Annotated in this window: 22 protein-coding genes, 2 pseudogenes and 1 riboswitch; of the genes and pseudogenes, 15 read left to right on the top strand and 9 right to left on the bottom strand. The window is 28.7% G+C overall.

Translation table 11 applies throughout. The annotated features are described in order from the left end of the window. The first annotated feature begins 151 nt into the window (after positions 1-151). A complete protein-coding gene (locus tag ACQPUW_RS10345) occupies positions 152-1435 on the top strand; it encodes a PTS sugar transporter subunit IIC (RefSeq protein ID WP_430837414.1) in 1284 nt (427 codons plus the stop codon). 608 nt (positions 1436-2043) lie between these two features. Beyond that, the gene (locus ACQPUW_RS10340; RefSeq protein ID WP_430837413.1) at positions 2044-2778 is read left to right on the top strand and encodes an FAD-binding oxidoreductase; all 735 of its coding nucleotides are present in this window, start codon (positions 2044-2046) and stop codon (positions 2776-2778) included. 82 nt (positions 2779-2860) lie between these two features. On the opposite strand, the gene ACQPUW_RS10335 is transcribed toward ACQPUW_RS10340, so the two are convergent. Further along, complete coding sequence (locus tag ACQPUW_RS10335; protein WP_430837412.1) at positions 2861-3409, bottom strand: class IV adenylate cyclase; 549 nt, start codon at positions 3407-3409, stop codon at positions 2861-2863. A 212-nt stretch (positions 3410-3621) separates the two neighbouring features. Here ACQPUW_RS10335 and ACQPUW_RS10330 point away from each other — a divergent pair, with 212 nt between their 5' ends. From ACQPUW_RS10330 to ACQPUW_RS10320, 3 genes are all read left to right on the top strand, one after another. Further along, complete coding sequence (locus ACQPUW_RS10330) at positions 3622-5226, top strand: Na/Pi cotransporter family protein (RefSeq protein ID WP_430837411.1); 1605 nt, start codon at positions 3622-3624, stop codon at positions 5224-5226. A 184-nt stretch (positions 5227-5410) separates the two neighbouring features. Next, complete coding sequence (locus ACQPUW_RS10325) at positions 5411-5881, top strand: GNAT family N-acetyltransferase (RefSeq protein WP_430837410.1); 471 nt, start codon at positions 5411-5413, stop codon at positions 5879-5881. Positions 5882-6066: 185 nt separating this feature from the next. Further along, the gene (locus ACQPUW_RS10320) at positions 6067-7104 is read left to right on the top strand and encodes a nucleoid-associated protein (protein WP_430837409.1); all 1038 of its coding nucleotides are present in this window, start codon (positions 6067-6069) and stop codon (positions 7102-7104) included. Between the two features lie 198 nt (positions 7105-7302). Here the strand turns inward: ACQPUW_RS10320 and argH are convergent, their stop codons facing one another. Further along, positions 7303-8691 (bottom strand): argininosuccinate lyase, encoded by a 1389-nt coding sequence (gene argH / locus ACQPUW_RS10315; protein ID WP_430837408.1) that lies wholly within the window; start codon positions 8689-8691, stop codon positions 7303-7305. 13 nt (positions 8692-8704) lie between these two features. Then, positions 8705-9925: an argininosuccinate synthase gene (locus ACQPUW_RS10310; RefSeq protein ID WP_430837407.1), complete on the bottom strand. Its 1221-nt coding sequence runs from the start codon at positions 9923-9925 to the stop codon at positions 8705-8707. A gap of 238 nt (positions 9926-10163) precedes the next feature. Here ACQPUW_RS10310 and ACQPUW_RS10305 point away from each other — a divergent pair, with 238 nt between their 5' ends. Continuing rightward, the gene (locus ACQPUW_RS10305; protein WP_430837406.1) at positions 10164-10499 is read left to right on the top strand and encodes a DUF1540 domain-containing protein; all 336 of its coding nucleotides are present in this window, start codon (positions 10164-10166) and stop codon (positions 10497-10499) included. 39 nt (positions 10500-10538) lie between these two features. On the opposite strand, the gene ACQPUW_RS10300 is transcribed toward ACQPUW_RS10305, so the two are convergent. From ACQPUW_RS10300 to ACQPUW_RS10290, 3 genes and pseudogenes are all read right to left on the bottom strand, one after another. Further along, positions 10539-10919, bottom strand: a complete 381-nt coding sequence (locus ACQPUW_RS10300) for a DUF4363 family protein (protein WP_430837405.1) — start codon at positions 10917-10919, stop codon at positions 10539-10541. Then, positions 10916-11119, bottom strand: a pseudogene (locus ACQPUW_RS10295) (YetF domain-containing protein); the annotation flags it as partial. The gene ACQPUW_RS10300 and the pseudogene ACQPUW_RS10295, both read right to left, overlap by 4 nt. A gap of 261 nt (positions 11120-11380) precedes the next feature. Further along, positions 11381-11878, bottom strand: a pseudogene (locus ACQPUW_RS10290) (DUF421 domain-containing protein); the annotation flags it as partial. A gap of 153 nt (positions 11879-12031) precedes the next feature. Here ACQPUW_RS10290 and ACQPUW_RS10285 point away from each other — a divergent pair. Next, positions 12032-13690 (top strand): nucleoside kinase, encoded by a 1659-nt coding sequence (locus ACQPUW_RS10285; RefSeq protein ID WP_430837404.1) that lies wholly within the window; start codon positions 12032-12034, stop codon positions 13688-13690. 84 nt (positions 13691-13774) lie between these two features. Here the strand turns inward: ACQPUW_RS10285 and ACQPUW_RS10280 are convergent, their stop codons facing one another. Both ACQPUW_RS10280 and ACQPUW_RS10275 read right to left on the bottom strand, forming a co-directional pair. Continuing rightward, positions 13775-14272 (bottom strand): hypothetical protein, encoded by a 498-nt coding sequence (locus tag ACQPUW_RS10280; protein ID WP_430837403.1) that lies wholly within the window; start codon positions 14270-14272, stop codon positions 13775-13777. 137 nt (positions 14273-14409) lie between these two features. Further along, positions 14410-14895 (bottom strand): DUF986 family protein, encoded by a 486-nt coding sequence (locus ACQPUW_RS10275; RefSeq protein ID WP_430837402.1) that lies wholly within the window; start codon positions 14893-14895, stop codon positions 14410-14412. A 179-nt stretch (positions 14896-15074) separates the two neighbouring features. Here ACQPUW_RS10275 and ACQPUW_RS10270 point away from each other — a divergent pair, with 179 nt between their 5' ends. Next, positions 15075-15416 (top strand): hypothetical protein, encoded by a 342-nt coding sequence (locus ACQPUW_RS10270; protein WP_430837401.1) that lies wholly within the window; start codon positions 15075-15077, stop codon positions 15414-15416. Between the two features lie 35 nt (positions 15417-15451). Here the strand turns inward: ACQPUW_RS10270 and ACQPUW_RS10265 are convergent, their stop codons facing one another. Beyond that, complete coding sequence (locus ACQPUW_RS10265) at positions 15452-15934, bottom strand: hypothetical protein (RefSeq protein ID WP_430837400.1); 483 nt, start codon at positions 15932-15934, stop codon at positions 15452-15454. 279 nt (positions 15935-16213) lie between these two features. On the opposite strand from ACQPUW_RS10265, the gene sdaAB reads away from it, so the two are divergent. From sdaAB to ACQPUW_RS10230, 7 genes are all read left to right on the top strand, one after another. Beyond that, positions 16214-16897: an L-serine ammonia-lyase, iron-sulfur-dependent subunit beta gene (gene sdaAB / locus ACQPUW_RS10260; protein ID WP_430837399.1), complete on the top strand. Its 684-nt coding sequence runs from the start codon at positions 16214-16216 to the stop codon at positions 16895-16897. Continuing rightward, the gene (sdaAA, locus tag ACQPUW_RS10255; protein WP_430837398.1) at positions 16897-17775 is read left to right on the top strand and encodes an L-serine ammonia-lyase, iron-sulfur-dependent, subunit alpha; all 879 of its coding nucleotides are present in this window, start codon (positions 16897-16899) and stop codon (positions 17773-17775) included. Before sdaAB ends, sdaAA begins: the two co-directional genes overlap by 1 nt. A 100-nt stretch (positions 17776-17875) precedes the next feature. Beyond that, a riboswitch (TPP riboswitch) is annotated at positions 17876-17987 on the top strand. A gap of 81 nt (positions 17988-18068) precedes the next feature. Continuing rightward, a complete protein-coding gene (gene thiW / locus ACQPUW_RS10250; protein WP_430837397.1) occupies positions 18069-18602 on the top strand; it encodes an energy coupling factor transporter S component ThiW in 534 nt (177 codons plus the stop codon). A 17-nt stretch (positions 18603-18619) separates the two neighbouring features. After that, positions 18620-19426: a bifunctional hydroxymethylpyrimidine kinase/phosphomethylpyrimidine kinase gene (gene thiD, locus ACQPUW_RS10245; RefSeq protein WP_430837396.1), complete on the top strand. Its 807-nt coding sequence runs from the start codon at positions 18620-18622 to the stop codon at positions 19424-19426. Between the two features lie 59 nt (positions 19427-19485). Next, complete coding sequence (gene thiM / locus ACQPUW_RS10240; RefSeq protein WP_430837395.1) at positions 19486-20310, top strand: hydroxyethylthiazole kinase; 825 nt, start codon at positions 19486-19488, stop codon at positions 20308-20310. Beyond that, positions 20297-20917 carry a thiamine phosphate synthase gene (gene thiE, locus ACQPUW_RS10235; RefSeq protein ID WP_430837394.1) on the top strand — a complete coding sequence of 207 codons (621 nt, stop codon included), beginning with the start codon at positions 20297-20299 and terminating at the stop codon, positions 20915-20917. Before thiM ends, thiE begins: the two co-directional genes overlap by 14 nt. A gap of 55 nt (positions 20918-20972) precedes the next feature. Then, on the top strand, positions 20973-21479 hold the full coding sequence (locus ACQPUW_RS10230) for a hypothetical protein (protein ID WP_430837393.1): 507 nt from the start codon (positions 20973-20975) through the stop codon (positions 21477-21479). Positions 21480-21558: the final 79 nt, after the last annotated feature.

The raw sequence follows: 21558 nt of genomic DNA, 5'->3' as shown, positions 1-21558 counted from the left end.
TAAATAGTGTAAACATAAACAAATTGCAAAATATAAGATACAAAAGAATTACTAATTTATTTCAAAATGAAATTATAATAATCTAATATTTAGACTGTAAAATAAAATTTAGAAATAAGATAGTAATTAGAAACGATAGGAGGAATTACATATGAAAAAGTTTTTTGATTGGATGGAAAAATACTTTGTACCTATAGCAGCAAAGATAGGTTCACAAAGACACTTAGTTGCTATCCGTGATGGATTCGTTACAATAATGCCATTAATTATAGCTGGTTCATTTGCAGTATTAATTAATAACTTACCATGGGAAGCTTATCAAAACTTCATGAATTCAGTATTACCAGCTAACTGGAAAGATTTTGGGGGAGTTATCTATGATGGTTCTTTCACAATCATGTCGATATTGATAGTTGCTACAATATCATATCACTTAGCTAAAGGATATGACAAAGACGGTGTTGGAGCAGCAGTTATATCAATAGGTTCATTCTTTATACTATATCCAAAAACACCTATGCAACTTGCTGATAATTTAGGATTCAATAGCAATTACTTAGGTTCAACTGGATTATTTATTGCAATTATAGTAGCACTTGTTGCCACTGAAATATATGTAAGACTTGTTGGAAATCCTAAATTAGTTATTAAGATGCCAGATGGAGTACCACCTGCAGTATCAAGATCATTTGCTGGATTATTACCATCAATCATAGTTTTAGTAATAGCTGGAGCTCTAAGAATGATATTTGTTGCAATTGGAATTGACAATGTATTTGAATCATTATTCTTAACAATCCAAAAACCTTTAGAAGGCTTAGTTGGAAGCTTTGGTGGAATGCTTATATTAATATTATTCCAACAATTATTATGGTTCTTCGGAATACATGGTTCCAATATAATAGCACCAATTGTAAATGCTGTATTATTACCACTTACATTAGCTAATACAACTGCATTACAAAATGGACAAATACCACAAAATATTGTTAATAGCCAATTCTTAGATTCATATGTAAATATGGGAGGATCAGGTACAACAATAGCACTTCTAATAGCTATATTTATAGTAGGTAGAAGAAGCAAACAAGAAATGATGATTGCAAAATTAGGTATTGCACCTGCTTGCTTTAATATAAACGAGCCAGTAATATTTGGTATGCCATTAGTACTTAACCCAGTATACTTTATACCATTTATATTAGCACCACTTGCTTCAGCAAGTATAGCTTATGGATTAACTTTAATAGGATTTGTTCCTGCTGTAAGTATAGTTGCAAACTGGGTAACTCCACCAATACTTGGAGCTGTTATTTCAACAGGGTCATTAACTGGTGGATTAGTAGCACTTATATGTTTAGCTGTATCAGTATTAATCTACATTCCATTCGTAGTGATATCAAGCAGAAAAGCATTAGAAGTAGAAGGCCTATAAGATTTTAAACTTTATATAAATGAGAACTCCTTAAGGTATTTAACCCCCCTTAAGGAGTTCTTTATTTTTTATAAAAAATTATAAAATAGAGAATATATTAAATTAATTTCTAAATAATATGTGTAATAAATATATTATTAATTTATTGAAATACTAAAAGAGAATAATATTTTAGGGAGAGTGAAGCTTTTATGGAACAATATAAAGAAGAAAAAAAGAGAGAAGTAGTTAAGTCTGATGAGATGTTTAAAGATGATAAAGATAATAAAAAAGAACCAAGAGAAGAGCATGATTGGGAACTTATTAGATAAATACAGTATTAAACTTTAGCCTAAGCTTAATAGTATTATTTTTATTAAATTAAATTTTCTTAAGTAGAGTATAGTAAATTAAGCTAGATAACATTAACTTTATGTAGTTATGTTTTATGAAATGTTAATTTATTCAAAGATGCTTAATAATGAAGTTCAAATATTAATAATTATTATTTGATAATGATTATTGATTATTTTGAGATAAAGTATTATAATTAATTTAACGAAAGAAAAGAGTTATTGATAGACTAAATAATCTAATCAATAATATAAAAACAAGGATGGTTAAATACTATGAATAAAGTTAAGATATATAATAAAGTAAAAGAAAATGATGTTGTAACTTCATTTTATATAAAGTCAGAAGATGGAAAAGAACTTAAGAAAAATGAGGCAGGTCAATTTATTGCAGTAAAGGCAATTAAAGATGGAGAGAATAAAAATGCAATTAGACAATATAGTCTATCTATGAAACCTGGAGAAGAGTTCTATAGAATAAGCATTAAAAGAGAAGAGCATGGACTGATATCAAGATATATGCATGATAACATTCAAATAGGAGATATAGTAGAAATATCAGATCCATTAGGAAAATTTATATTAAAAGAAAGTAATAAGCCTTTAGTGCTATTAAGCGGAGGAATAGGAGTTACACCTATGATGTCTATGCTTTATAAAGCAGTAGAAGAGAAAAGAGATGTAATTTTTGTTCAAGCAGTATTAAATTCAACTGCACATACATTTAAAGATGAAATAAAAAATATTAAGGAAGAACATGAAAATGTTAAAACTGCAATATTTTATCAAGGCCCTTTAGAGTCAGATAAGAAAGGTATTGATTATGACTTTGATGGGGTAGCTACTAAGGAATGGATTGAAGAAAACTTACCTAAAGATGGTGATTTTTACTTCTGTGGACCACTAGGATTTATGAAACACGTATATGATACGTTAAAAAATATGGGTGTTTCAGAAGATTCAATAAACTATGAAATGTTTGGTCCATCAAAAAATTTAGCAAATCTTTAGGTTTGGAATATAATATATTATAGAGAGAAATTATGACTGAACTTAGTGTTAGACTTTGCTCAGTCATTTTTTATTTTATATATTATTTACTTTTTTCATTATATTCGTCAATAAGTTGATAGATAGTCTTAGATGTTGTATCTTCCATAGTATATCCTATTAAGTCTAGTATTTTTTCTAAAGATTCAACTGATGAAGTTTCAATTTCAATGTAAGGGAAAGGACAGAACTCCTTATCATTTATATCTATTTCAACTAATCCATCTAAAACCTTATAGCTTTCTCTATATTTTTTTATTGATTGATGAAGTTTAAGCCCTAAAGCTCTATATATTCCTTCAGCCATAGTTTTATTATCTACTATAACCTCATTTTCTTCCATTTCTTTAAACTTACCTTGAGATAGCATTTTTTTTGTTGTCATAAATATTACTTCTTTAGAATTTAGTAAGTCATTAACTGTTCTAATTCTTGCATATCCTTTAGCCTTTAAAAGTCTACCATCTTCAAAGTCATATATATCATTTATTTGATTTTCAGATTTAACCATTTTAGCACCTAAGGCTTTTAATTTAGCTCTCATATCATATACATTTATGTTTATAACTCTTGTTTCTAATTCTTTTCCCATAAGGTTGCGCCTCCTAAAATAAATACTTTTCTTTAATAGTACATCAAATGAATATAAAATAAAACTAAGGAAAACAACTAAATATTATAAAGTTAACAAAAAAAGGCTATTGTAAATAATTAATTAATAAAATAGAAATACTATTAACTTTATCTAAAATAATAGATAAAATTAAGTTGTAAACAAAAGAAGAGGTTTGGAGGAATAAGAAATTGGAGATATTAGGGATAATTTCAGGTCTTATAGGTGGATTAGGTTTATTTCTATATGGAATGAAGTTAATGGGGGACGGTCTTGAAAATGCAGCTGGAGATAAGCTAAAGAGCGTAGTTGAAAAAGTAACTAGCAATAGAATAATCGGTGTTGCAGTTGGTGCTTTAGTTACAGCAATAATTCAAAGTTCCAGTGCAACCACAGTAATGGTAGTTAGTTTTGTTAATGCAGGAATTATGAATTTAATTCAGGCAACTGGCGTAATCATGGGAGCAAATGTTGGTACAACTATAACAGCTCAAATGGTATCACTTGATTTAGAAGGTATAGCACCTTTTGTAATTGGAATAGGAGTATTTATTTCTCTTATAGCTAAGAGCAAAAAGAAGAGAGATATTGCAAATATTTTATTAGGATTTGGTTTACTATTCTTAGGAATGGGATTAATGTCAGATGCTATGAAGCCAATTGCTGAATCAGAAATGTTTAAAGAATTTGTATTTTTAGTTGGAAATAATATATTCTTAGGACTTTTAACAGGATTAGTTATGACTGCCATAGTACAAAGTTCATCAGCAACAACTGGGATATTAATTGCCCTTGCAACAACTGGTCAAATAGATCTTTATGTTGCAATTCCAATAATCTTAGGATGTAACATAGGAACTTGTGTAACAGCATTACTTGCGGCAGCTAATGCTAATAGAACAGCAAAAAAAGCAGCAATAATACATTTGTTATTTAATATTATAGGAACAATTATCTTTATACCATTTATAGGATGGCTTATAGAAGCAGTTCAAGCAATAAGTCCAAATGAAGTGGTTAGACAAATTGCAAATGCACATACAATATTTAATGTTATAGTAACTTTAATTTTATTACCATTTGCAAACTTATTAGTATTTATAGCAAATAAGATACTGCCTGGTGATGGTGAAGTTGAAAAGGATGGTGCATTATACTTAGATGATAATCTACTTGAAAATCCTGTTATAGCTACAATACAAGTTCAAAAAGAAACAGTTAGAATGGCAAATAAAGCTAAAGAAAACTTTGAGCTTGCTATGAGATGTTTTAGTGAAGGTAATGAAGAATTAGCAGAACAAGTTATAAAAAATGAAACACTTATAAATACATTAGAGAGAGAAATTGCAGATTATTTAGTTAAGTTATCTCAATTAGAATTATCAGATGATATAACAAATGATGTGACATCAGCCTTTAATGTAATAAATGATATAGAGAGAATAGGAGATCATGCTAAGAATATATCAGACCTTGCAAGAGAAAAGATATATGAAAAAGTGAAATATGATAGCGAAGATATACATGATCTTCAAGTTATGTATAATAATACTTTAGAATCAATGGAAATGGCTATAAATACTTATGAAGAAAAAGACTTTAAGAATGTAAATTCTCTTAGTAATTTAGAAGATGGTATTGATGCTATGGAAAAAGAATTAAGAAGTAGCCATATAAAGAGGCTTAATAACGGAAAGACAACTGCTTATGCAAGTGTAATATTCTTAGATGTTATAAGCAATCTAGAAAGAATAGGAGACCATGCGGTAAATATAGCAGGAGCTATTTCTCAGTAATAAAAAAGAGATTAGGTTTAAATACACCACAAATGTTAGATGAAAATAACTAACATTTGGAGGTGTATTTTTTATTTAATGAATTTAATGATTATGTGAATTAAACTATTCTAAGGAAATTAAGCATATAATATTATTAAAATATTTAATAGAGAGCTTTCTCATGAAAGAAGGTATGATAATTTTGAAGCTAATAAGTAATGTATTAACCAAGGAGCAGGCAAAAGAAATAGTAAATTGGAAATATGAAGGAGTATATGAAATTTATAATTTATCAACATGGGATGAGTTGGTTAAAAATGGATGCTCCTTATGTGATGATATAAAAAGAAATAGTTTTAGAGGTTATTTAGATGAAGAGGGACAATTAGTAGGGTTTACTAATCTATTGGATGAAGGTGATGAAGTTTTCTTTGGGATAGGTTTAAACCCAAGGATGTGTGGCAAAGGTCTTGGAAAGATAATTACTAAGATGGCGATAGAAGAAAGTAAAAGAAGATTTAAAGGAAAAGATATTAAATTAGAAGTTAGAACATGGAATGATAGGGCTATTAATTGTTATAAGTCTCAAGGATTTGAGGTTATAGAGATGATTAATAATAAAACTTACATAGGTTATGGTGAATTTTATATAATGAAGTATTTCAATAGCTAAACTTAGTTATTAAAATATAATTAGGTGTTAAACTAGAATGCAATTAAAGATTATCAATTTAAAGTAGTAATAGACTTGGATTTATTACTACTTTTTCTTATTTTTGACCAATAATCTTTTTATAAAAACTATATTTTTTATGTTACAATATAAAATGTTGATAATTTGGTGGAGGTAGTTGTAGGATGGAATATATAAATGATATTAATATAAATGAAGCTGTAATACATATATTAGATAGCAATGGGGGAGAACCAGTACTTAATGAATACTCATTAGATTTAAATGAAGATATATATAAATTTGTATTTAAACATATAGAAAAGTGCTTTAAGGATGAGGAACTTAAATATGCGAAGTTTAATGAAGGAAGAAGCATAGTAAAAGAAGTAACTCAAGATTACTTAAATGGTATAGATAGTGATTTAATAGGACTTTCAAAGGAACTTGCAAGACAAATGTTTGCTATAATGAATGGGAATGTTAATATACCTTCTTGTGATCTTATAGTGGCATCAATAGTAACAGATCAAGGACCAATGATTGCTATTTTAAAGATGGATTACATAAAGAATTTTACTCATCAAGTTAACTTTGTGGATGATAAAATAGGTATAGGAATTGTTCCACAAGCTGCAGGACTTCCAGGTAGTGGACAAAAGATACAAAAAGCTGCTTTTATTAAACCGCTAAGAGAAGAAGATAGATATAATCTTATGGTTTTAGATAAGCAAAAGAAGAGTAAAAATGAAGATGAGTATGGAGCTAATTACTTTATAAATAATTTCTTAGGATGTACTATTGTAACTAATGAGAGAGATATGACAAAGAATTTCTTAAAAGCAACAGAGGCATGGACTAGAGAAAATTTTGCAGAGGATGCAGACCAAGCAGAAAAGGTTCGTTCAACTGTAAAAGCAAAGCTTAAAGAAGAAGAAATAATAAATGTTGATGAGCTTTCAGAAGAGTTATTTAAACATGAAGGAAATATAAAGAATAACTTCTCAAACTTTGTTAAAGAGCAAAGTGTTGAAGAAGTAGAAGTTGATAAGACCTGGGTAGAAAAGAAGCTTAAGAGAGTTAGACTTAAGATAGATAAGGAAATAGATCTTTACATAGATGAAGAAGTTTATAATGATTCAAGTAAATTTGAAATAGTTAGAAATGGTGATGGAAGTATAAACATGGTAATTAAGCATGTTAAAAACTATATAGAAAAATAATAAATAATAAAAACATTGAAATAAAAAGGTATTTAATCAAAAGTAAGTAATATTATAATTATCACATTGATTAAATACCTATTTTTTATATATTTATTTAGAAAAGTATAAGGGCTTCTAGACTAATCTATATGATTTGTGTCTGTTAGTACCTAGTTTAGTATGAATATTAAATATTAATAACCAAAGATACACACACTAATATTTAAGTTCATGTTCTTTAATAAAGTTTTCAAGGTATTTAAGTTGAAGATCTATAGATTCTTTTGCAGGCCCGCCAAGAACCTTTCTTCCGCTAACACAAGTTAAAAGATCAATTGCTTCATATACATCTTTTTCAAAGATCGGAGAGAAGTTTTTTAGCTCAGAAAGGGCTAGGTCTGATATACCTTTATTTTCTTTAATACAATAAAGAACAGTTTCGCCAACTATTCCATGAGCTTCTCTAAATGGAATAACCTTCTTTACAAGATAGTCTGCAAGATCAGTTGCATTAGTAAAGCCTTTAGAAGCACCTTCTTTCATAACTTCTTTATTTATTTTCATAGTATCTATCATTCCTGTAAATGTCTTAAGTGAAAGTTTTACTGTATCTAGTGCATCAAATAAAGCTTCCTTATCTTCCTGCATATCTTTATTGTATGCTAGGGGAAGACCTTTCATTAATGTAAGTAGAGTAACTAAATCTCCGTAAACTCTTCCAGTTTTTCCACGAACAAGTTCTGCAACATCAGGATTTTTCTTTTGAGGCATTATACTACTACCTGTACTATACTCATCAGATAGTTCTACAAAGTTAAATTCATTTGTACACCAAAGAATAACTTCCTCTGAGAATCTAGAAAGATGCATCATTATAATTGATAAAGTAGAGAGCAATTCTATAACATAATCCCTATCTGATACAGAGTCTAGACTATTTAATGTTATTTTTGAAAATCCAAGTTCTTTAGCAACAAACTCTCTATCAATAGGATAAGTGGAGGTAGCTAAAGCGCCACTTCCTAAAGGCATTTCATCTAATCTTACTAGATAATCATTTATTCTAGATACATCACGCTTAAACATCTCTCCATAAGCCAAAATGTGATGGGAGAAAGTAATTGGCTGAGCTTTTTGCATATGAGTGTATCCAGGCATTATTGTTTCTATATTTTCTGATGCCTTATTGTAAATTACTTTTAAAAGTTCAATAATATCTTTTGTAAGAAGGGGAACATACCCCTTTAAATAAAGTTTTAAATCAAGAGTTACTTGATCATTTCTACTTCTTCCAGTATGAAGCATCTTACCACAAGGTCCAATATAGTAAGTTAGTAAGCCTTCAATGAAACTATGGATATCTTCAGAAGTTTCATCTATATCTATAACATTATTTTCTAGTCTTTTTAAAAGATCATTTAATCCATCCTCAATTTTATTACAAGAATCCTCAGGAATTATACTTTGTTTTTTTAGCATTTTCACATGTGCTATACTTCCTAAGATATCTTCTTTATACATTCTTTCATCTATTCTTATGGATGAATTAAAATCATTTACTAGTGTATTTGTTCCTTCTTTAAATCTTCCGCCCCAAAGTTTCATTTAAATCATCTCCTTAGTTATTATTTAAATTTTGATCAAGTTTAGCTTTAACGATTATAGGCAATCCAAAAATATTTATAAATCCTTCTGAATCATTTTGGTTATAAACATCATCTTCTCCAAAAGTTGCAAACTCCTCACTATAAAGTGAGTAAGGTGATGAAAGTCCAGCATTAACTATATTTCCCTTGTATAACTTAAGCTTTACATCGCCAGTTACATTTTCTTGAGTTTTTAAAACAAAAGCTGAAAGTGCCTCTCTAAGAGGTGTATACCATTGTCCGTTATAAACTATATCAGCAAACTTTAATGCAATCATTTCTTTATAATGTGAAGTTTCTTTATCTAAGCAAATAGATTCAAGTTCTTTATGAGCATAGTTTAAAATTGTTCCACCAGGTGTTTCATATACACCCCTTGATTTCATACCAACTAAACGATTTTCAACCATATCAATTATTCCAATTGCATTTTCTCCACCAACTTTATTCAAAGCTTCAATTATTTCAACTCCATTTAAATTTTGACCATCAAGTGCAACTGGTATACCTTTTTCAAAGCTTAGAGTTATATAAGTTGCCTTATCAGGTGCATCTTCTAATGTTTTTGAAAGTTCAAGTATTTTTTTGTAGTCTGGTTCATTTGATGGATCTTCAAGGTCTAAACCCTCATGACTTAAATGCCAAATGTTTTTATCTTTACTATAATTAGTTTCATAGGTTATATTTATTGGAATTTCTTTATCAAGTGCATATTTAATTTCTTCTTCACGAGATTTTATATCCCATATTCTCCAAGGTGCGATAACTGGCATATCAGGTGCAAAAGCTTTTATTGCAAGTTCAAATCTAACTTGATCATTCCCTTTACCAGTACAACCATGACAAATAGCATCAGCCCCTTCTTTTTTTGCTATTTCAACTATTCTTTTTCCAATTATAGGTCTTGCAAATGACGTCCCAAGTAAGTATTTCCCTTCATAAGTTGCCCCAGCTTGAATAGTAGGGAAGATATAGTCATTTACAAACTCTTCCCTTAAATCTTCAATATAAATTTTTGAAGCCCCAGTATTTATAGCTTTTTCTTCTAAGCCACAAAGCTCATCTTTTTGGCCAACATTTCCTACAACTGCAATAACTTCTGTGCATCCATAAGTTTCTTTAAGCCATGGAATGATAATAGAAGTATCAAGTCCTCCTGAATATGCTAAAACCACCTTATTATATTTTTTCATAATAATTGCCCCCTTTTTGTATTACCTTAAGTTGTAATTTAATAAACATTATATTCTTAAAAGTATAATTATGCAACTATTTTTGTATAAAAATTTAAAATATAAATAAATAAACAGAAAATATGCATAAAACACTAAAATTTATGCATATAAAGTGAGACGAAAATTAGAATTAAATTTTAAAAAATACAAATACTAATAAAGGCTATAAATTTAAAATAAAAGAGGAGTGATTTTAATGGCTACATTAAGATGTGGAGTTATAGAATGTGTACATAACCAAGATAACAAGTGTTGTAACCATTCAATACATGTTGGAGGTGGAGAATCAAGGTCATCAGCTGAAACAGTATGTGATAATTTTGATGAAAAGGAGCTATCAATGCAAAGTGGAATAGGATGCGGAAGTGCTGGGCAACCAAATCCTAATATGGCAATAGGTTGTGATGTTACAAATTGTATGCACAATGAAGGTCAAAGATGTGTATCAAGCTATGTTGATATAGCAGTAGAAAGTTTAAGTAATGATGGTCATGCACAATGTCTATCATTCACTGAAAGACAAAGGAGATAATTTAAAAAGGTTCTATCTATGATATAGATAGAACCTTTTTTAAAGAATATTTTTTATTGATGGGTATTGGAGTTCTTTAATTCTTTCTGCATTATACTTAATTAGATGAAGTGTGGATAGTGATTCGCTTTCATCTTTACATTTTACAAGTACAGTTAATTTAACTGTATTATCTATAATAGCATCCACTTCTGTATGATTCACATATACAGAAGATACTGTTCCATCTTCTTGTAATTTATTAAGAAGCTTAACGCTTGCAGCATAAGATTCATCCCATTTTTTATCATTTAAAAGCTCTTCGATTTGAGCACTTTCTTTTGATATATCATCACAGAGATTTATTAGTTCTGAATTAGCAAATAGCATGAATCCCATTACTGCCAAAAATAAAATAAGAGAAATTATTGTATTTTTCATTTTTTTCTCTCCTTCTCATATCTATCGAAAAGTTGGTATTTGAAGTTACCTTGGGTATCATACAAAGCAATTAGTACTTTCTTTATACTATCTATTCCATATTCCTTTAATTTGTTTTCAATCCACGCTTTATCTTCACCTATTCTAGTTAAAGAATTTTTATTGATTTTTCCATCAGAAATTAATATTCTTGGAAGCGAAAGTGGCTGATTGGAATTAGTACTAGTATTTCCACTTGAATTACTATTTGAGCTATTACCTGAATTACTATTTGAATTCGAGTTACTATTTGAGTTATTACTTGAACTATTATTTGATTTTGAGCTATTCTTATTTTTCGATTTAGATTTTTTCTTTTTATTAGAGTTATTACTGTTGGAATTATTATTAGAACTAGCTCCGAGCTTTGGATTACTTGATTCAGATTCACTTTGACTAGTACTACTAGAAGATCCACCACTAGAGTTTGAATTACCTGATGATGTTGAAGAACCACTGCCACCAGAAGATCCAGAGGAGGAATTAGGTAATACAGAAATATGACCATTTGTTTCAAGTATTGCATATTGTATTTCTTCCAAATCAAAATATCCTAGGAGTCTAATTTCTTCCATTAGTTCATCTATATTTATCTGTTGGCCTTTTAAAGCTTTATAATTTATTCTACTTTTATAAATTAATATAGATGGTTCACCCTCTATAATTTTTCTAGTAAATTGGCTTTTAAGTTGAAGCTGTGATAGAAAAACTTTAAGTAAAAGTAGGGTAAGTATAGGAACTACCCCTAAAAGCAATGGTAACCTAGTATCTTGCATTGGAAGTGAAGCTAAGTCTGAAATCATAATAGTTATTACAAATTCATAGGGTTGAAGTTCTCCAATTTGACGTTTCCCCATAAGTCTCATTACTAAGACAACAAGAGCATATAAAATTGCAGTTCTTATAAAAACAATAAACATAAATAACACCTCTTAAAATAATATTTGTAGATTTGTTATTTAATATTCAGAATAAATTGATAAAAAGTTTCTATCTTAAAAGTTTCCAGGAAGAATAGAAAGTAATATAATGGTATTAATATAGATATATAAGAATTTAGAGGAGGCAAGAAAATGACTAACTTCAATATAACTCTTGAAGATGGAAGACAAGAAAGTGTAGCAAAAGGAACTAAATTCAAGGAATTAATGGATAAATACTATGGAGAAGATGTAAAGAATATTGCACTTTGCAAATTAAATAATGAATATTATGAACTTTCCCAAGAAATAAAGGAAAGTGGACTTTTAGAAAAAGTTCCATTTAATACTGAAGAGGGAATGAATATATATACAAGGACACTTCAATTTATTTTTATTAAGGCAGCTCTTGATATATTTAAAGATTCAAAGATAACTATAGAACATTCAATAAGTAAGGGACTTTTCGGAGAAATTCATAAAGAAAAAGTTTTAAATGCAGATGATGTTATAAAAATAAAAGAAAGAATGAAAGAAATTATAAGCAAAGATGAACCTATAAAAAAAATAGAGGTTTCAAAGAATAAGGCTATAAGTATATTTAAAGACTATGGAATGGAAGACAAGGTAATGCTTTTAGAGTATATGGAATTTGATACTGTAAAGCTTTATGAATTAGAAGGAAGATATGACTACTTCTATGGAAAAATGGCATATTCAACAGGAGTTATAAAAGCTTTTGATTTAATTTTTTATGAGCCAGGATTTATACTTAGAAGTCCTATGCCAGAAGATTTAAATAACCTTCCACCATATAAGGAACAAAAAAGATTATCAAACATTTTTTATGAAACAGAAAGATGGCTTAATATAATAGGTGTTGGAGATGTTGGTAGCTTAAATAATAAGGTTGTAAATAATGATCTTAAAGATTTAATACTTGTATCAGAAGCTCTTCATGAAAAAAAGATTGCATATATTGCAGATAAAATATCAGAAAAAAATGGGGTTAAGATGGTATTGATTGCAGGACCATCTTCATCAGGTAAAACTACTTTTGCAAATAGACTAAGTATTCAACTTAGAGTAAATGGATTTGTACCAGTACCTCTTAGTTTAGATGATTATTTTATAGATAGAGAACTTAGCCCTAGAGATGAAAATGGTGAGTATGATTTTGAATCAATATATTCACTAGACTTAAAGACTTTAAATGAACATCTAGAAAGATTATTAGATGGTGAAGAAGTTGAAATACCAACTTATAATTTCATGAAAGGAAAGAGAGAATGGCTTGGACATAAAGTTAAACTTCCTCAAAATGGAGTACTAATATTAGAAGGTATTCATGCTTTAAACCCAATACTTACTAAATCAATCTCAGATGAATATAAGCACAAAATTTATATATCAGCTTTAACTCAATTAAATCTTGATAATCATAATAGAATACCAACAACAGATGTTAGAAAGATAAGGAGAATAGTTAGAGATTTCTTATCAAGGGGATATGGTGGAGAGGAAACATTAAAGATGTGGCCTTCAATTAAGAGAGGAGAAAAGAAGAATATATTTGTATACCAAGAAGAAGCAAATGATATGTTCAATTCAACTTTAGTATATGAATTATGTGTCTTAAAACCATATGCATTAAATGAATTAAAGAAAATTAGTAAAGAAAGTTCAGTATTTAATGAGGCGCAAAGGCTTATATCATTACTTAATTTCTTTAAAGAAATTCCTATGGATAAGGTACCAGAAAACTCAATATTACGTGAATTTATTGGTGGAAGTTGCTTCTATAAATATTAGAAATTATTAAATAAAAAAACTCCTTAGAATGAAAAGCTAAGGAGTTTTTCTTATATTTTATTTAGTTATAGAATAGGTATAAACTTATGCTACATTTGAAACTTTAATTTTATATTTCTTAAAAGTTTCTTCCATAAGAATTTTATTGTTTTTACTCACCTTAAAAGTAAGTGTTTTTCTATTTGTATAAATAACTATACTATATTTATTTTTAGTCTTTGCAGTCTGAACGCTTTTAATCTTAGTATAACTAAAAAATTCGCCTAAATAGCATATACCATCTTGGCAGAATGTAAATTTTAAAGAAAGAACTACTTGATAAATAACGAATAATACAAGTATTAATATAAGTAAATTCATAGGATCAAAGAGAGAGGTTACACCACCTTTTCTAAGGGCGGTAAATGAGGTTATTATTATAAATATTACAATTAGCACATTAAATATTGCAATATAAGAAAATACTCCAATTGTTATAAATGGTCCCTTTTTTTTATGATTTCTTTCAATAGTAAAACTTCTTGCCATAAAGAAAGCTACAGATATACATAATAGTATTTCTAGTAGTATTGTGTAATTCATTAAAATTCCTCCTTCTTATTAGGATAATTACATAATAACAAATTTTTAAAGTCAAAATGTTGAGAGTATGTAAACAATTAAACAAAATATGAAGTAAAAAAATAAAGATACCTAAGAAGATATCTTTATTAAAAATTTTATTCATATATTTTTACTTTAACACGATTTTCTCTTAAAAGCTTAGATAAAGCTTCCATCTTTTTATTACCAATTCTAAAAGTTAGAGAATCATTACCAGTTCCGATTAGAACAATTGATGAATGACGCTTTTTACCAATACTTAATTTAGTTATCTTTTTATAGTCAATATATTGTCCCATACAAAGTAAGCCATGATTAAATAAAACTAATCTTGAAGCTTGGAATGTTTGGAATACAAATAATATTAATATAAAAAGTATAAATATGTATTTAAATGAAAATAGATTAATACCGTTTGCTGCTATGTATGCAAGAGGGATAATAATTAAACCTATGTTTATTAAAGCCACACCTGAAAAGATAACAAATCTTGTTTTTGTAGATGTTTTGCTAGATATGTGTTCAATATAGATTGCTTTACCAACTAAGAATATTAGAGTTAAAACAATAACTATATTAAGTGCTATAGAAAAAAAACTCATAAAAGGCCTCCTTAAAAATTTATATACTTTAAATTTTATAGCTAAAAAAAGATAATGGTATGAATAAAGTGTTAAATATTAATAAAAGAAATAACTTCTAAATATCCAAAAAACTTGTACATTTATGATAAATGTAGTTAAATTATTATGTAATGTAGACAAATAAATGAGGTGTTACTGTGGAAAACAAAGAAATTAAAGATTATTTAAAAGATATAACAAAGGCATCAGCATATTTCATATTTAGAAATGGTCCAGTTAAGAAGCTGTATGAAGAAGGGAAGTTAACTGATGAAGAAGTTAAAGATATGCAAGAATATCTTCAAAATCATTTAGCATACCTTTATAATGTTCTTCTAGAAGAAGGTAATATTAAAAAATTTGATTTAATAACATCAACTATGAATAAATTCTATGTAAATGATGAGTCAAATATAGAAATTAAGGACGATGGATTTGATAACTTTTATAAGAGTCTTTTTGAGCCAAAGACAGGAGATACAGGTATAAAGTTTAAATAAAAATACCTCGCATAATTAATGCGAGGTATTTTTTATTATTCTCTTATAACTTTTATTTTTCTATTTTTTAATACTTCATAGAAGTCATCAGCAGACAATTTATTAATTGAAAAATTAAAGGTTGTCTTTTCAAATTTTAATTTTAATAAATACCTATTTTCAGATTTCTTTTTAAATACAACAGAGTCTATTTCTTTATAGTCCACATTATAGTACATGTAATAAAGTGAGCTATGTGTAAGCAAGATTTCAGTATTAATAATAGTATTTAATATTAAAATTAAAATTATTATACTAGATAATATTTTTTCAGTAATTGAATTTTGATCTACAAAGATTAAGTAAAAACAAACTATAATAAGTAAAATTATTAATGTTATTGTAGATGATAGATTATAATTTTTTATTATTACAAATGGTCCTTCTTTCTTTAAAGCCACTCTTTTAAAGTAGTTTTTAAGCATAGCGAAGGAGTATACAAGAATAAATACTAATTCTATGATTAAGAATAAATTCATAGGTTTTCCTCCTTTTAAATTAGCATTAATAGTAAGTTAAATATAACATCATTGTGTGAACAATAAATTAATAGAATTTGAATTAAAATTGAAAGCATGGCTAAATTTAACTTAAATTAATTATTTTAGATATTTATAAATGAGAATTATTAAATAATAGTTAAATTCATTAATATTATACTCTAAAATGATTCTTTATATTGATAAAAGCTATATCAATGGATTAAACTATAACTATAAAGAATATAGAAAATTTACGCATAGGATAAGGTGAGAAGTATGAATAATGTAGGTGTTTTTGATATTTTAGGACCAATAATGATTGGCCCTTCAAGTTCACATACAGCTGGTGCTGCAAGACTTGGAAAGGTTGCAAGGTCAGTGGCAGGTGATGAGGTTATAAAAGTAACGTTTTACTTACATGGGTCATTTGCAAAAACATATAAAGGACATGGTACAGATAGAGCATTAGTTGCAGGTATTCTTGGAATGGAACCAAGTGATAAAAGGCTTAGAAATTCACTTGAAATAGCCAAAGAAAAAGGACTGAAATTTGATTTCGTTGAAGCAGACCTTGGAGATGTTCATCCGAATACAGTTAAATTTGATATGATAACAAAAAGTAGTGAAAGAAGAGAAGTAATGGGTTCATCAATAGGTGGAGGAAGTATTAAAATAACTGAAGTTAACGGAAATAAAGTTGAGTTTACTGGTGACTATCCAACACTTATAATAGCTCAAAGAGATGTTCCTGGAGTTGTATCTAAAGTTACAAGTCTTCTTTATGATGAGGGAATAAATATTGCATTTATGAGCGTATTTAGAAAACAAAGAGGACAAGGAGCTAATATGGTATTTGAATTAGACCATAGTATAGATAACAATACAATAGATAAACTAAAAACAATTGAACATATAACTAGAGTAATTATGATAAATCCTGTAAAGGAAGGTGAAGAATAATGGTTGCAAGAAGTGGAGAGGACCTTTTAAGAATATGTAGTCAAAGAGGAATATCTTTAAGTGAATATGCAATAGAAATGGAAATAGAAAAGTCAGGATCAACTAGAGAAGAAGTAATAAATAGAATGAGAACTACTTTAAAAGTTATGATTGATTCAGCTACAGAAGGAATGGAAAAAGAAGTCTACTCAGTAAGTGGTCTTATTGGAGGAGATGGATATAAGATAAATGAATATCTAAAAAAAGGTGAAACTTTAACTGGAACTACAACAGTTATGGCAATGGCAATGGCATTATCATCATCAGAAGTAAATGCTTCAATGGGAAGAATAGTTGCATGTCCAACAGCTGGTTCATGTGGAATACTTCCAGCAGTTGTATTATCAGCAGGAGCAAAGCTTGATAAGACTGAAGATGAACTTGTAATGGCTCTTTTTGCATCAGCAGCAGTTGGTACAATAATTGCAATGAATGCAACAGTTTCAGGTGCAGAAGGTGGATGTCAAGCAGAATGTGGATCAGCAGCAGCTATGGGATCAGCAGCAGTAGTTGAAATGATGGGTGGAACTCCAAAGATGAGCTTAGATGCAGCTGCAATTGTTATAAAAAATATTTTAGGATTAGTTTGTGATCCAGTTGCTGGACTTGTTGAAATTCCATGTGCTAAAAGAAATGCAGCAGGTGCTGTAAGTGCACTTTGCACAGCAGATTTAGTAATGGCAGGAGTTGAATCAAAAATTCCATTTGATGATACAGTTTCAGCTATGTATAAAGTAGGTAAGCAATTACCACCAGCTCTTAGAGAAACAGCAATGGGTGGAGTTGCAATAACTAAAACTGGACTTGAACTTAAGAAAAAAGTTTTCGGTGATAATTAGAAAATAAGCAAAGTAGATTATGTATAATTTTATTAAATTTTAAGTTAGTGTAGACTTTAAAAATTTTTTGTTATAGAATTAAGATAGAAAAGTAAATAGAATATAGAGCTAGGGGAGCTATAAGTTTTTAGCTGAGATTGAAATTTTAATTTCTAAACCCTTATTACCTGATATGGTTAGTACCATCGTAGGGATAGCATTGTTTATGAATTTTTATATTGATAGATAGAGTATAGCCTTACGAGGTTATACTCTTTTTTTATTACTTAAAATCATGTATAAAGGGGAATTTTATGAATAGGAAAAATAATCTAACCTACAAATTAGCTTTAAGTGGACTTTTAATAGGAATAGCAACTATTTTAGGGACTTTCTCAATACCTATTTTAGGTGCTAAAGTTTCACCAGTACAGCATTTTATAAATGTTATTTCTGGAATAACTCTTGGGCCAGCATTTGCAGTAGGAAATGCTTTTGTGGCATCTCTTCTTAGAAATATTTTAGGGACAGGCAGTTTACTTGCTTTTCCTGGAAGTATGATAGGAGCATTACTTGCAGGACTTATTTATAAAAAGTTTAAAAGTTCTTTAGGAGCTGTAATTGGAGAAGTTATTGGAACAGGAATTTTGGGAGCTATGCTTGCTTATCCAGTTGCTTCATTAATTCTTGGAAAAGAATCATCATTATTTCTATATATAGTGCCGTTTTCTTCAAGTTGTATAGTGGGGGCTATTATAGCTTATATGTTTATAAGTGTTCCAGCTATTAAAAGTGTACTTGGAGTTTATGATGAAGGATTAGATAAACAAGTAGAAAAAAATTATTAATTGAAAGGATGATATACATGTATAGAGCATTATCAATTGCAGGATCAGATTGTTCAGGAGGTGCTGGAATACAAGCAGATTTAAAATCTTTTTCAGCAAATGGAGTATTTGGTATGAGTGTAATTACAGCAATTACAGCACAAAATACACAAGGTGTATTTGGAATTCAAGATATAAATGAAGATATGATAAGAGATCAAATAAAAGTGATATTTGATGATATAAGGGTAGATGCTATAAAAATTGGAATGGTATCAAAAAAAGAATCAATAAGGGCAATAGGTGAAACTTTAAGAGAAATAAATAATCTTCCACCAGTTGTAGTTGATCCAGTTATGGTATCAAAAAGTGGATTTAAACTTTTATCAGAAGATGCTAAGGATACATTAATTAAAGAATTATTTCCTATAGCTACGCTTATAACTCCAAATCTTCCAGAAGCAGAAGAAATACTTGGAGTAGAAATAAAAACTTTAGATGATATGAAAGAAGCTGCAATTAGCTTGAAAAATCTTGGACCTAAGTCTATTTTGGTAAAGGGTGGACATTTAGAAGATGATGCAACGGATCTTCTATATGATGGAGAAAACTTTATTTATTTAAAACAAGAAAGAATAAATAGCAAAAATACACATGGGACAGGCTGTACATTATCATCAGCTATAGCTGCAAATATTGCAAAGGGCATGATTATAGAAGATGCAGTGAGAGAAGCTAAGAGATATATAACAGTAGCAATAGAACATGGTATAGAGCTTGGTGGTGGAGTTGGACCTACGCATCATTTTTATGAGTTATATAAAGCAGCAGGTATAGAAAAATAGTTATTATATTTTAAAAAATGTAATTTAGTAATTAAATAATATTAATGGGGAGTAGTGTTATGGAAATAAGAGAAATTTTAAAGAGAGCTAATAGATATGTGGTAGGAAGTCCACTTGTAGATTCAATAACTAATAATGTAACTATGAATGATGTAGCACAAACTATACTTTCATACGGTGGTAAGCCAATGATGATTGACGATTTAAAAGAAATAAGAGAGGGGGTAGCTATATCAAACTGTCTGCATATAAATATTGGAACAATGGGATATGAAAAGGGCAATAGTATGGTACTAGGAACACAAGTAGCAAAAGAAAATAATATTCCGGTAGTATTGGATCCTGTTGGTGTACATGTTACAGAGCTTAGAAAGGCAGTAGTTAGAAATATTCTAGATGTTGGTGTAAGCTTAATTAAAGGAAATTTAACTGAAATAAAGAGTCTTATAGGTGTTAAGAGTAATTTTATAGGAATAGACTCACTAGATAATGGAGAATTTACAGACAACTTGAGAAGTACTTTAAGAACATATGCAAGAAATAATAATTGCATTATAGTTATAACAGGCAAAGTAGATTATATTACAGATGGAAAAAGAGAAATTACAATAGATAATGGAGTATCAGAGCTTTCATTAGTAACTGGAACAGGATGTATGCTTGGTGGAATGATTGCAGTAGAATGTGGTAAAAATCTAGGGGATAACACTATATTTGGAGTAGCTAAAGCACTTCTTACAATGAATATTTCTGGGGAAATAGCTATGGAAAATAATGAAGGAGAAGGAATACTTTCATTTAAACATAAAACATTAGATAAAATATCTTGTTTGAAAGATGAAGAGATAATAGAAAGAGGAAAGATAACTTATGAAGAGTTTTAGTGATAAAAAAGTATATTTAGTGACAGATTATAGAATACCTTTTGAGGAGTTATTAGAAAAAACAGAAGAAGCGTTAAAAGCAGGTGTAAAACTTGTCCAATATAGAGATAAAGATATTTCAACTAAATTAATGTGTGACAGAGCAGAGAGGTTGTCTAATCTTTGCAAAAATTATAATGCTATATTTTTAGTAAATGATAGAGTAGATGTAGCTATAGCTATTGATGCCGATGGAGTACATGTAGGGCAAGATGATATGGATTGCAGTTTAGCTAGAAATTTACTTGGAGCAGATAAAATAATAGGAGTATCTACTAAGACACTAGAAGAGAGCAAAAAAGCTTTAGATGATGGAGCAGATTATTTAGGTTGTGGTGCTATATATAGTACAAGCACTAAAGATACAAGTGTTTTAAGTATAAGTGCCCTTAAACAAATAAAAGACAATATAAATCTTCCTATATACGGAATCGGAGGAATAAATACAGAGAATATAACGGATGAATTAAAAGACTTATTAGATGGAGTAGCTATTATAACAGCCATATTAAATTCAGATAATATAAAAGAAAGTATTAAAAAATTTAAAAGCACACTAGAGGAATAAGATTATATCATAAGAATAATATAATAATTGAAGCACTATTTTTAAGGAGATGTAAATGAAATCTGATGGAATGAATGATTTTAATGATTTTATGAAACAGTTTGGTTTTAATTTTGGAGATAATAACTGTAATAACGGATGTAACACAGATGAATTTGATCCAAGAGAAAGATGTGAAGATATACCAGGTGGATTTCAAGATTTACATCCTCAGTTATTTGTATTAATTGGTGATATAATAGGACAAATTATGGTAGGAGAGATGCCTTTTAACGTTCAAAATGCTATAGGTAATTGGATTGAATTAGTGGGGCAAGCAATTTTAACATATAGTGCTCAGCAACAATATTTTCAAAATGGACCGGGAAGATTCTATAATAGAAAGTATAAAAATGTAGGAAATCCATTTTGTGAGACAAATCCAACACCTGACAATGTAAGTGAGGGAATAGGTCGAAATATTAATTATGATAGAGAAATTGAAAGTTTAAAAAGTAGTATGGAATCTCTTGCTGAAGAAATTGAAATTTTAAAAGATATGATAAGAGATATAAAAAAATAGTATATAAAGTTTTAAAACAGTATGATTAATCATACTGTTTTTCTATTTTAATCGATAACATTAAATATAATTAACAGAA

Source organism: Clostridium sardiniense, from assembly GCF_050584765.1.
GTDB lineage: Bacteria > Bacillota > Clostridia > Clostridiales > Clostridiaceae > Clostridium > Clostridium sardiniense_A.
This window is presented reverse-complemented; position numbering and strand designations above follow the sequence as displayed.